At 57.4% G+C, this 11780-nt stretch carries 9 protein-coding genes; 2 read left to right on the top strand and 7 right to left on the bottom strand.

All coding sequences use genetic code 11. The features are described from left to right. The first annotated feature begins 1 nt into the window (after window position 1). Both C8D90_RS22065 and C8D90_RS00105 read left to right on the top strand, forming a co-directional pair. Window positions 2–157, top strand: a complete 156-nt coding sequence (locus C8D90_RS22065; protein WP_162844332.1) for a hypothetical protein — start codon at window positions 2–4, stop codon at window positions 155–157. A 103-nt stretch (window positions 158–260) separates the two neighbouring features. Continuing rightward, window positions 261–1133: an oxygenase MpaB family protein gene (locus C8D90_RS00105; RefSeq protein WP_115456384.1), complete on the top strand. Its 873-nt coding sequence runs from the start codon at window positions 261–263 to the stop codon at window positions 1131–1133. 589 nt (window positions 1134–1722) lie between these two features. On the opposite strand, the gene C8D90_RS00100 is transcribed toward C8D90_RS00105, so the two are convergent. The 7 genes from C8D90_RS00100 to caiC form a co-directional block, all read right to left on the bottom strand. After that, window positions 1723–2271, bottom strand: coding sequence for a tyrosine-type DNA invertase (locus C8D90_RS00100; RefSeq protein ID WP_115456383.1), 549 nt, complete (start codon window positions 2269–2271; stop codon window positions 1723–1725). Window positions 2272–2830: 559 nt separating this feature from the next. Then, window positions 2831–4213: a DUF3999 family protein gene (locus C8D90_RS00095; RefSeq protein ID WP_162844331.1), complete on the bottom strand. Its 1383-nt coding sequence runs from the start codon at window positions 4211–4213 to the stop codon at window positions 2831–2833. Continuing rightward, window positions 4194–6974, bottom strand: a complete 2781-nt coding sequence (locus C8D90_RS00090; RefSeq protein WP_115456379.1) for a DUF2339 domain-containing protein — start codon at window positions 6972–6974, stop codon at window positions 4194–4196. Before C8D90_RS00090 ends, C8D90_RS00095 begins: the two co-directional genes overlap by 20 nt. A 137-nt stretch (window positions 6975–7111) precedes the next feature. Continuing rightward, window positions 7112–8221, bottom strand: a complete 1110-nt coding sequence (locus C8D90_RS00085) for an AAA family ATPase (RefSeq protein WP_115456377.1) — start codon at window positions 8219–8221, stop codon at window positions 7112–7114. After that, window positions 8218–8928: an RNA ligase family protein gene (locus C8D90_RS00080; protein WP_115456375.1), complete on the bottom strand. Its 711-nt coding sequence runs from the start codon at window positions 8926–8928 to the stop codon at window positions 8218–8220. The genes C8D90_RS00085 and C8D90_RS00080 overlap by 4 nt, the downstream gene beginning before the upstream one ends. A gap of 350 nt (window positions 8929–9278) precedes the next feature. Next, entirely contained in the window at window positions 9279–10130 is an 852-nt protein-coding gene (locus C8D90_RS00075; protein WP_115456373.1) for a MaoC/PaaZ C-terminal domain-containing protein, read from the bottom strand. 79 nt (window positions 10131–10209) lie between these two features. Further along, on the bottom strand, window positions 10210–11775 hold the full coding sequence (gene caiC, locus C8D90_RS00070) for a crotonobetaine/carnitine-CoA ligase (RefSeq protein ID WP_115456371.1): 1566 nt from the start codon (window positions 11773–11775) through the stop codon (window positions 10210–10212). Window positions 11776–11780: the final 5 nt, after the last annotated feature.

Raw genomic sequence — 11780 nt, 5'->3', positions numbered from 1 at the left:
CATGTCCGGGTTGCTGCCCGTTTCAATGATGCTGATGCTGAGCGCGACGGTGTCATCACTGAGCTGGTGGGCCGGCATCCATAACCCCTGGGTGACGCTGTGCGAATTTATCGTGTGCTATTTCATCAGCGACGTCACCTACCGCATATTTTCATAACGCCCGGCGCTGAAAAGCCCGGCGCATCTCGCAAAAACCACCGGCCAATCGCGTTATCCTGAATAATTCACTTTTTAAACGAAAACAATCACGACATAACACAATGGAATGGTTCAGAAAGGCAGTTGAGCAAGGGGTTTTCAGCATCAGCGGCATCGCGCTGGGAGAATTCGATTTAGAGCAACCACCCGGCGATCCCGGCCTGTATGGCCCGGAGAGCCTGGTCTGGCAGGTTCACGGGGATTTCACCACCATGCTGTGCGGCGGTATCAGTTCCCTGCTGTTGCAGATGCTCCATCCTCTGGCGCTGGCCGGCGTGTGGGATCACTCACGCTTTCGCGAAGATATGCTGGGCCGCCTGCGCCGCACCAGCCAGTTTATTGCGGTCACGACGTTCGGCAACACCGCCGATGCAAACTACCTGATAGAAAAGGTCAAACGCATTCATAGCGCCGTCACCGGCCATGATGCCCGCGGTGCGCCCTATGCCGCCAGCGATCCTACCCTGCTGACCTGGGTACATGTTTCCGAGGTCAGCCAGTTTCTGGCCGCCTACCTGCGTTACCGTAATCCGGACTTCAGCGAAACGGAACAGGACGAATATTATCGCCAGGCCGCACGCGTAGCCACGGCGCTGGGAGCGACGGATGTCCCCTGCTCCGTACGCGAGGTGAAGGAGTATCTGGCGCAAATCCAACCGGAGCTGCGTTTCGACGAAAGAACGCGCGAAGTCGCCGGCATATTACTGCACGCCAGTCCACCACGCCGCGCCGCCTGGCCGGTTGCCCGGACGCTGATGTACGCCGGCGTCGATCTGTTGCCGCCGTGGGCGCAAAAAATGGGGAATTTGACCCTCTCTCCCTGGCAGCGGGTATCTGCACAGACCGGGGTACGTCTTACCGGCACGCTGTTACGTTGGGCGGTGCGCAATAATGCTTATCACCGCGCCTGCCGGCGGGTAGGGAAAACGGTATAACGGGCATAGCATAGCAATCTCAGCAATAATTACGTTTATTGCTGAGATTATTCCTCTTATCCATTATATTTATTTATGTTGCCTGTTCTCTGTCCCGATAATTATCCGCGTATTAATACCCGTATGAAAATCGGGATCATTCCCGGTTTTTTTTCTGAATTGTTGCTTTACTTGCACTGCAAAGCTTGAAGTGTATTGGTGATATCTTTAATATCAAACGCAGCCGGGTGGGTATCTATCCTTGTATATCTATTCTGGTTAGTCCCTTTAGGGAAGGACCGCTCTCTGAAGGGACGTTTTCGTAACAATCTGCGTTAACTCACTATTTTCTATCATGATACTCATCCCTCTTCCAACAACGCCCTGAGATAAAAAATAGTGTCTGCCTGACGATAAATACGTTGACTTTGTCGTCAGGCAGTAAAATTCTGTAAATCAGATAATGTCACATACGTTTACCTGCACAAAGAAAAATCCTATAAATAATCGCCGTGTTCTATTGCAGAACGGGATTTTGCTGATCTTTCATAAATAACGGTATTTCCACACCGGTTAAAAATTCTTAACCGGTGTAAGAGTACCAGGACGTCTACCAGATTTCCCGGAAACGCCGGGCATTACTGGCGGTATACAACACCGTATGCTGAATATTTCTGTGTCCGAGATAGTCCTGAATCAGGCGGGTATCCATTCCTTTATCCGCCAGGGCAAACCCGCAGGCATGGCGCAGCATATGCGGATGCGCTTCCACTTCCAGCCCCGCACGGATGCTGCAATCACGGATCAGTGCATAAATGCGCTGCCGGGACAGACGATTGCCTTTGCGCGAAAGAAACAGCCAGTCGCTGTCGGCCCCGCGATAGCTCTTGCGCGTCTCCAGCCAGGTGCTGAGCGCCGAGCGTTCGTTAGCATAAAGAGGGTGAATGGTGGAGAAGCCGTTTTTAAGACGATGGATGTAGATATTGCCGCCATTCAAATCAATGTCAGCCAGTTTCCAGCTATTGATTTCACTTACCCGACATCCATGTATGAAACACATCCAAATCAGACAACAATCTCTTTCAGGGTCAGTGCCATAGCGTGCGGCCAACAACAAACGTTTCACTTCCGACAAGGTGAGATGTTTACGGCTGCTCATGCTGTCCTCATATCCGGATAAAAATTTACATGAATCGATCCTTAATATCGTTCGTAATGCCGGATGATAAATCACTGAGGGCATTAACCTCCGCCATCCCTGGAGTATAGAAACCAAGAAAACAATAAGACCATAATATAACCAAGGATTACATATACGGTCATTCCATCAATAATCAGACTATTCCTGTTGATGGTAGCATAATGCCATAACAAATCCAGATGAAGACAAAAATATCTTTAATTAATCAATAAATTACATATTTCACAAACTATCAGCCGCTTTCCCAAAATGCCTCAATACATGCTTAAAAAAAGGATAACACATAAACCGTAGCATATTAGGACGATCTTTATCTTATACTTCTGCGAGAAAGCACTTTACGCCAAAGGTTCTTTATTTTCTTATTTCCATTTCTTTTTAATAAGTAACCGTCGCATTAAGACGCGCGGCCGGAAGACGAAGTATAAATAACAGTGATGAGCCTGGGGCAGAAAAAGAAAAACCGCTTATCCCCAGAAGAGGATAAGCGGCAGTTCTCAGGAAAGCAGAGGGTGTTTTACTCTTCCCGTTTTTGCACTTCCCGCCACACTTTCAGCGCCAGCAGCACCAGCCCACCCGCGCCCAGAATCAGTACGGCCCACAGGATGCCCTTTTGCCACATCCCGGCCTGCTCCACAGCGCTGGTTGCATGCAAACGCGCTTCGCCGCCCAACTCCTGCACAGACTGAAGCCCGGCATCGGGCAATGAATCAACGGACAGCGATTGGTGTAATTCCTCCGGAATCAATGCCTGTATATCAATGGCCTGCTCCCCGGCAGCTTTATTGCCCCATGCCAGCAGAAACGGCGCACTGCCCTGCGCGTTGAAAACCAGCGAACGGACGTCGCGCTCGCCGCTGACCTGCGGCAGGTTCTCATTCCACTGCTGATTCACGCCTTTCAGGCGCACGCCCTGCACCAGCTGCCCGTGCAACGCGATCGGGGCGGAATGGCGTCCGTTCAGGCGATACACCACCTGTTTGCTGAGCGGACGCCAACTCTCCGTGGCGCTGCTGCGGTATTCAATTTCCAGCGGCAGTACCGTATTGTTCTGCGCGGGCACCACGACCAACTGATTCAGCGGCTGGGGAGAAGACCAGACATATTCGGCCTCGCCGGCAGAAACCGATTTAGACTGCGAAGCCAGCGTAATACGGCGCGGCTCGGCATCCTTCAACTCAACAACGCCCTGCGCGGCACGAATATCCAGCGCGGCAGGCGCAGAGTCGTCCCTGAATGTCAGCATGAAATAGCGGGCATTCGGCCGGTATCCGCGATCGCGCAGATCGATCTTATCCAGCAGCAGGCGATCCGCGCCGGACGTCAAATCCATCAGCGGCGCATCGCTGACCAGGGTGTTCCAGCGCTTAAGATCGCTGCTGTAAAGCACGCTGACCCGCGCCTGCCAGTTTTCCGGCAGACGCGTCCACTCCAGTTTCAACGCATTCAGGGCCGGATACCCGCCTTCCACCTCCTCCACTTCCAGCAGGAAGTTGCGCCCGACGCTTTGCTCCTCCTCCACCGGCAGCGTAACCTCAATACCGCTCGCAGATTTAAGCGAAACGACCGGACGGTTACGTTCCTCGCTTTTGTGTCCGCGCATCGGGAAGAGGCGCAAAGGGTAAGACGTGTTGCTTTCTACGGTCGCCACGGCAGAAAACAGGGCAAAAGGCACCGTCATGCCCTGACTGTTGAAGACCCGGACGTCACGCATATCCGGCCAGGCCGTTTGGGTATAAACCTCACGGGGCAGATCCACACGGAAAAAAGGCGAGGTGCTGTCCGTGGTTAACGGTATGCCATAGGCAAAATCACTCGGCGCATCGACCGTTTCCGCCCAGGCCGCGGCGCTCAGGCACAGCACGCCCGACAACAGCCAGTTATTCAGCTTTATTCTCATTTTTTCCCTCATCTGCCACGACAACATCCTCTTCCCGCCCCGCTTTGGGTGGCAAGGGGGAGAAGTAACCGATAATCAAGACCAGAACCGCAACGCCGATAAACGCGACCGCACGCGCCAGGCCGCCGCCGCGCGCGCTGTCGACCAGCATCAGTTTAACAATCACGATACCCAACAACGCCGCGCCGCTAAACCATCCCTGACGGCTGCGGTGACGGGTCGACCACAGCATAACCACCAACGCCGCCAGCATCCACAGCAGGGCAAACGTCGTCTGCACCAGCCGCGACGGCCACAGCGCGTATACGCGCCAGCTGATGTCGGCATAATAAGACAAGGCGCGCAATATCATGCCATTACCCCACCAGAACAGCATCGCCGCGACAAACAGCGGCAGTGCGCGCGTCAGCCAGGGTTCAGCCTCCGCATAGGTCCGGCGCAGGAAACGGCCCCAGAAAATCAGCGCCAGCAGAACGAACATCGCGCCCTCTTCCAGCGGGTTGATCAACGGCAGATAGCGCCAGTCGATCATCACGCCGTCGTGCAGGTTTCCCATCACCAAAAACAGCAGGGCGAACGGCGCCAGCGGCGCAAGCCCCAGCGCGCCGTACAGCCGCGGATGCGCGGCAAACGGCCAGATCCCGCGTTTCAGCGCCCAGAGGGTCAGCAGCATCGTCAGCGCGATGAACATCATCAGCGCGGCGATACGCCATTCGTCCATTCCCCACGGCAGCCAGCGAACCTGCCACCACACTTCCGAGCCAATGCCGAGCAACAGCATCCAGAACAGGGACAAATGCAGCCCCCTCTCCAGCGCGGGCGGTTTCGGCGTTTCTTCTTCCCGCTTAAGCAGCCAGTACGCCACGGCCAGCACCGGCAACCAAATCAGGTTAAACCAACCCGCGGCATGCAGCGAATCATTTACCCCAAGCTGATACATCAGAACGGCCAGCATAGCCGGCCACAACAGCCACTGCGCCAGCCCCAGTTCGGGCCAGCTCAGGCGACGGCTGACCAGGTGCCAGGCCAGTGCGGAAAGCGCAACCAGCCCCAGCAGCGGGAACAGGAAGCTTTCGATATCAATAATGTCTAAATCCAGCGCGCCGGCCAGCGCCAGCAGCCAGAACACAATGCCGCCGCCCAGCAGCCCCCGGCTGACGGCATCATTGGTACCGCGCCATAGCCAGGATGCGGCCAGCCACGTCAGGGACAAGATGCCGAAGATCAGGGCGAAGGTGAGTGACGACATGCCGCTGTTGGCACAGGCTGTCAATGCAGAGCCTAACGCCAGCACCAGCAGTCCGGTGCCGCTGTAACTTACGCGCATTTGCCGCTGCGTGTGCCCCAGCCACAGAATACCCAGCCCTTCCAGCGCCCAGGCCATGGAGGTCCACTCTGCGGAAAGCGCCAGCGGAATCGCCAGCGTGGTAAACGCGCCGCCTAACGCCAACCCGGAGATGGCAAGCTGACGCCCCAGCGCCGGATAACGCCGCAGCCCCGCCCAGGCCAGCAACAGATAAGCCAGCCCGAAGCCCAGGGCGGAAAATGCCGGGCCGAACGTCCAGTGGCGGGTAATGGCATACTGCATGCCAAAACCAACCAGCGGCGGCCCGAACAGCAGCACGCCGTCAATCACCTTTTCACCGGCAACGTGATAGCGCAGCGACAGCGCCAGGCACAGCACGCCGAAAATCACGACGTTGGCGATCAGGAATAACTGACAGGAGAGATAGTCTTCCGGCTGGTAGCCGTTCATGCCCCACAGCCCGGCAACGCCGAAGGTGAAAGCAAAACCCAGTAAATTCAGCGGGCGCCAGGGCTGCCACACCGTGATAGCCAGAATCCCGAGCGATAACAGAAGATAGTAAGAAAACAGCGCGACATGGTTACCGCTTCCGGTAGACAGCAGCAGCGGAGAGAGGTAGCCGCCGATGCTCGCCAGCATCGCCAAGCTCAGCGCCCGTTGCAATACGGCCAGCCCCACGCTGGCCGCGCAGATAACCAGCATCAGGCCGAACGCCAGCAAGTGCGGCAGCAGTTCATACAGCTTGAACGCGCCGAACACCGTGATATACAACGCGCCGACCGCGCCGCCCTGCAATATCAGGGCGTATACCGGTTGTTTGAGACGCAGCCGCCAGCCCAATACGAGCAAGACCATGCTCGCCAATGCCGCGCCGGTCAGGCGCAGCTCTATCGGCAGCATATCGCGCTCGACCGTATATTTGAGCAGGTAAGCCAATCCGAAGAACAGCAGCAGTACGCCCAGCTTCGCCAGCGGGTTTCCCTTCATAAACCAGGCCAGCAAGCCGGAAAGCAGGCCGGAGAACATATCCGGCTGGTCGTCGGGCGGCGGCGGAACCGGTTTTGACTTCGGCTGCGGTTCAGAATCCCACGGCGAGGCGGAGGCCGGCGGCGCTGTCCCGGCAGCAGCCGGAGAGGGTTCACCCGTCTTCGGCGTTTTATCAAGCGCTACGCCGGCCGGCGGCGCAGCGGCGGCAGGCACCAACACCGGCGCTGGCGGCGTTTCCGCCTTCACAAGCCGGGGCGCAGCGGCGGGCTGAGGCGCAACTGCCGGCTGCGGAACCGGAACCTGTTGCCGTTCGTCAAACTGCCGCTGAAGCGTCTCTACCTTTTGGCGCAAGCGCTCCAGCTCTTCCTGGTTACGCCTGCCCCGCCCCAGCGAGATCAGCACCATAATCGGCATTATCAGCAGGCTGAACACGATAACCAGCCCGGCGAGAAACAGAAGTCCCTCCATGACACCTTCCTGTATCCAAAGTGATTATCACAGTCTTACACGAAACGGCGCCTCCCGGTAAAGGTTTGATGAGCGTTTTCGTAATACCTCACAAACCAAACATCAAAACGGGTTATGGATCGCCATTCCTGCCTGTTTTAACTGACAAAATACTCGACGCAGTGCGCCTCATCCCGCTGCGGCACCTCCAGCTTCCTTAACATCCGGTCCATCACCGCGTCCGGCACCGCATATTCCCGCTGCTGATTCTGCGCACGCCACTGAGCATAGGGGACCTCCAGATAGACAATCCTCACCGTCGCATGATAATCCGTGAACAGCTGAATCAGCTGCGCGCGCAGTTGCCGGGTGAGATTCGTCGCGTTCCAGACAAACGGTTCGCCCCGGCGCAGCAGCACGCGCGCCTGCTCCTTCGCCTGTTGCACCACCCAACCATTGGCATTGCTGTCTTTCGGATCGATGCGGTGCCGGCGGCGGATGTCGTCCAGGCTGACTACCGCCATCCCCTGGCAATGCTGCGCCACGTAGCGATCTTTCCCCATGCCGGGCAACGCCGAGAGCAGCGTCACCCCGCTGCCGGGAACGGGCCATGGCTCGTACTCCGGCGGGCTTTCCGGGTGCGTCAGGTAGTGATAGCGGGCGGCGGCGCTGGTAAACGCGCGGGCCTGCCCCCAGCACATCTGTTCCTGACAAAACAGTCCGAACAGCTCAAGCCGCTCCAGCAGCCCGGCCTGGTCTTCGCACTGCCGTCCGCGCAGGTCAGCCTCCGCTAAAATTGCCAGCAGGCGCAGATCAACGCGCAGCGCGGCGGCCAAAACCTGGCGCTCCGGCGACGGGCGCTCCAGCAGCCACATCGGCAGACCGTGTAACCGCACCAGCGCAGCCACCTGCTCGCGGATATGAAACGGCGTGGGAATATCACGGTAAAGCAGCCGGCGGGCCGTGAGCTCGCCCATACGCGCATGCCCCGGCGAGGTGATATTCCCCGCGTCGTCGGTCTGCGTCGTACTGCGTTTTTCCACGTCGTGCAACAACGCCGCTGCCCAGACAATCTCCCGTTGCTCTTCCGTCAACGCCTGAACGCCAGGCAGTTTCGCCAGTTCCTCCAGCACCATACGGGTATGCGTCGCCACGTCGCCCTCCGCGTGGTGCCGCCGATCCTGGGGGACGTGGCGCATATCGGCCACCCACGGGAAGCGGGTTTCGAGGGCGTTCCACGCTTTATCCGTCGTCAGTTGCCAGCTCATCGCCCGTCCTCCCCGTAAGGAAACTCCCAGGCCATACGCGCCCGGCGCCAGTTGCGTTTCCAGTGCTGTGTTGTTTTAACGTGATTCTTGCGCACGTATTTGAAAACATGACGGGCAAAATCCGATACCGGAAACTCGCCGGCCGCACGCGAAACGATACCCTCCATGGTGCAGGGCTGGCCGGTGTGCACGTCCCAGGGATCAAACGCACCGCGGCTTTCCACCCGGGCCAGAAAATCCCGCCGCCATTGCGCTTCATCAACCGGCGCCGGCAACGCGGGCAGTTCCGGGACGCAGGGAAAATCATACAGCGCCGCGCAAACCTTCACTTCTTCCCAGCTCAGCCACATATCTTTGCAGCGTACCGCGAAAATAAAAAAATCCTGCTCCAATGCGCGGTATTCAATGGAATGAACGGCATACAGGTTCTCGCCGAATAATTCCAGGTCGCCGAGATCGTTTTTAATTAACGCCCAACGTTGCCGTATTTTTGCCGTCCAGGCGGACTGCGTCGGCGCGGCATGAGAGCGGGCAAATACGCCGTAGCGGTTCAGGCAGTTATTTTCACCGTCCAGCTTTTCAGTATGAATTAACCGTTCAACAGACTGAATATCCCGCCAGTAATCCGCATTGATCCGATCATCGCTGGTGGTGCCGGGGGAGAACGGATAATGGTAGGTTCTTCCATATTTTTGTGACGCGTTCATTTTAATATCCGTTTAAAAACAAATAATTATATTTTTATCGCTTTGTTGCGGAATAATGGGGTCACACAGGCAACGCCAACGTATCTGCAAATCAAAGCCAATGTTAGGGGTTAAGGATGAATAACGATCTTCCGCACAGCGAAAGCATGAGGGTTTGAGGTGGATAATACGCCGCACGTCAATGTGCGCAGCAACCCGGTGAAAGTGAGAAATAGCGTGGAATAAATAGCGGTAATGACCGCTACGGGGCGGCTGAATAATAATTCAGGCAGGGAAGAATGACAAGCGTGACGATAAATCAGCCGGACGGCGGAGTAATAACGCAGCTCCGCCGCCGGAACAGGGCGTAATTACGCCCACTCAACCAATCCGAAGTTCAGGTAAAATACCTCCGGATTATCCGCATCCATCACCCGGAAATGAATACAGTTCTCGCTCCACTTCCACATTTGCGTGATGATCGTCGCACCGGGGTAAAGTGGCTTGGTGATACGGGTTTTAAAGCGTGTCAGGCGCTCCGGCTGGCCGGGGAACAGCGTGGCGATGATATGGCGGCAGGCGACGCCGGCGGTGCTGACGGCATGCAGGATCGGCTTCTGATAGCCGTACTTCTGCGCATACTCCCAGTCGATGTGCTGCGGGTGATAATCGCCGGAAAGGCGATAAATCAGCGCCTGATTCAGCGGCACCCGCTCCGTAACGCTGAAGTCCGGTTCCCGCTCCGGGATTTCAACAACGTCCTTCGGCGCTTTGGGGCCGCCGAAGCCGCCGTCGAACAATGCGCAGTCCCAGCTTTCGTTGGTAAACAGCTTAGTCCCGGTTTCATCGAAGGTTTCACCGATATGCTGGGCCAGACATCCCCGCCCTTCCCCCCGATCGTACAGCGCATTCAGCAGTACGTGCGTGCTCAGTTTGCCGGAAAGCCGGGTCATCGGCTGGTGGAATTTCAGGTCGAACCCCCAGTGCAGGGAACCACCCCAGTCAAAGCCATAGTCAATGGTTTTGGTCACCTCGCTGTCGACAATCGGCATCGCCGCAAACATCGGCAGAATTTTGAGGTCTTTTTCATACACGTATTCCAGATCGGTGATACCGTCCTGCCCCGCGCCGCATCCCAGAGCGAACAGAATCAGGTCGCGGAAAGTGTATTCCCGCACAAACGGTCCGTAAGTCTTTCCCTGCATATCCAGTTTTAACGCCATGATGGTCACCTTGAATCGAGAAAATAGCTTTCCGGTCAATGCCGGACCCTACGATGAATGTTGCTCCATATCGCGCGCCTTACTCTTCGCACAGCACAGGCCGCGCCTTCAGTTGTTTTTTGCACACCTTGCCGGTACAGGTTCGCGGCAGTTCCCTGACGAATTCGATGTAAGAAGGCACCTTGAATTTCGCCAGGCCGGCAGCGCAGTAATCCAGAATCTCCGCTTCGCTCAGCGTTACGCCGTCGCGCACGATGATGTAGGCTTTTACCGCTTCATCGCGGATCGGGTCCGGCACGCCGATCACCGCCGCTTCCGCCACGCCGGGATGGCTTTCCAGCAGGGTTTCCACTTCGCTGCTGGCGATATTTTCGCCGGAGCGTTTAATGACGTTCACCGCCCGATCGACGAAGTAAAACAGCCCGCGCTCGTCCACGTAGCCCTTGTCGCCGGTACGCATCCAGCCGTCCGGGGTGAGCGTGGCCTGCGTGGCCTGCGGGTCGTTGTAGTATTCGCGGAACAGCGTCCGCCCCGGAACGCCGCGGACGTAAATTTCCCCGACCTGATGCGGCCCCAGCGCGTTGCCTTCCCGGTCGGCGATTTTGGCTTCATAGCCCAGACCCGGCCGGCCGATAGACGGGTAATGCCGTTCGTCGCCGGGGCAATCCCCGATCAGGCCGACCAGCGTTTCCGACAGCCCGTAAGAATTGAACAACGTGACGTTGAAACGTTGCTCGAAGCGCGCCTTCTCCGCCAGGCTGATATTGAGATAGAACCCCATGTCGCGCAGACAATGGTTTTTCTCCCACGCCGCCACCGGCTGCAACAGCAGGGTACGCAGGATCAGCGGCATGCTGTGCGTCAGGGTGGCGCGGTGCAGGCATACCTGCCGCCAGAAGTTACGCGCGCTGTATTTCTCCAGCAGAATCAGCGTCGCGCCCATCATGAACACCGGCATGGCGGCGCTGCACTGAAAGTCCACGTGGAAGGCGGGCATTGAGGACAAATAGCGTTCATTCCGGGTGATGCCGACCTGCCAGGCGGTGAAACGCCCGGCATGCAGCAGATTGCAGTGCGTAATCACCACGCCTTTGGGCCGCGACGTCGTGCCCGAGGTAAACAGGATTTCGGCAACGTCGTCGCTGCCCAACGGCTCGCACCGTACCAGGCGATCCGGCTGGTGCTGATGCAGCGTCTCGAAGGCCAGGACATCCGGCGGTAACGTTTCCCCGCCCCTGACCAGCAGGATATGACGCAACGTATGGCGCACCGTCCGGTATAACGGCAGAAACGCCGCTTCGGCCACCACGGCCGTCACGCCGCATTTTTCCGTCAGATACTCGCACTCGCCGGCGGTGTATTGCGTATTGACGGGAACGGCAATCGCGCCGATACAGGCCAACCCGTACCAGCACATGACGAACTCCGGACTGTTGGCGATCTGCACCGCCACCCGATCGCCTTTACCGATGCCGAGGCTGAGAAACAGGTTTGCCGCCCGGTTGATGTCCGCTCCGAGCCGAGCATAGCTGTATTCACGGGTATTCCCCGCACAGTCTTCATAAACCAGCGCGGTTTTGTCCCCATAGCGCGCGGCGCGTTCATCCCACATGTCACGCAGCGTCGTGTCGCCGATAGTATCCATAACGT

The organism is Enterobacillus tribolii (assembly GCF_003363015.1).
Taxonomy (GTDB): domain Bacteria; phylum Pseudomonadota; class Gammaproteobacteria; order Enterobacterales; family Enterobacteriaceae; genus Enterobacillus; species Enterobacillus tribolii.
This window is presented reverse-complemented; position numbering and strand designations above follow the sequence as displayed.

Excerpts from the sequence above, each read along its gene's own strand:
- C8D90_RS22065 (WP_162844332.1), top strand. The coding sequence starts at position 2 with ATGTCCGGGTTGCTGCCCGTTTCAATGATGCTGATGCTGAGCGCGACG.
- C8D90_RS00105 (WP_115456384.1), top strand. The coding sequence starts at position 261 with ATGGAATGGTTCAGAAAGGCAGTTGAGCAAGGGGTTTTCAGCATCAGC.
- C8D90_RS00100 (WP_115456383.1), bottom strand. The coding sequence starts at position 2,271 with ATGAGCAGCCGTAAACATCTCACCTTGTCGGAAGTGAAACGTTTGTTG.
- C8D90_RS00095 (WP_162844331.1), bottom strand. The coding sequence starts at position 4,213 with ATGAGAATAAAGCTGAATAACTGGCTGTTGTCGGGCGTGCTGTGCCTG.
- C8D90_RS00090 (WP_115456379.1), bottom strand. The coding sequence starts at position 6,974 with ATGGAGGGACTTCTGTTTCTCGCCGGGCTGGTTATCGTGTTCAGCCTG.
- C8D90_RS00085 (WP_115456377.1), bottom strand. The coding sequence starts at position 8,221 with ATGAGCTGGCAACTGACGACGGATAAAGCGTGGAACGCCCTCGAAACC.
- C8D90_RS00080 (WP_115456375.1), bottom strand. The coding sequence starts at position 8,928 with ATGAACGCGTCACAAAAATATGGAAGAACCTACCATTATCCGTTCTCC.
- C8D90_RS00075 (WP_115456373.1), bottom strand. The coding sequence starts at position 10,130 with ATGGCGTTAAAACTGGATATGCAGGGAAAGACTTACGGACCGTTTGTG.
- caiC (WP_115456371.1), bottom strand. The coding sequence starts at position 11,775 with ATGGATACTATCGGCGACACGACGCTGCGTGACATGTGGGATGAACGC.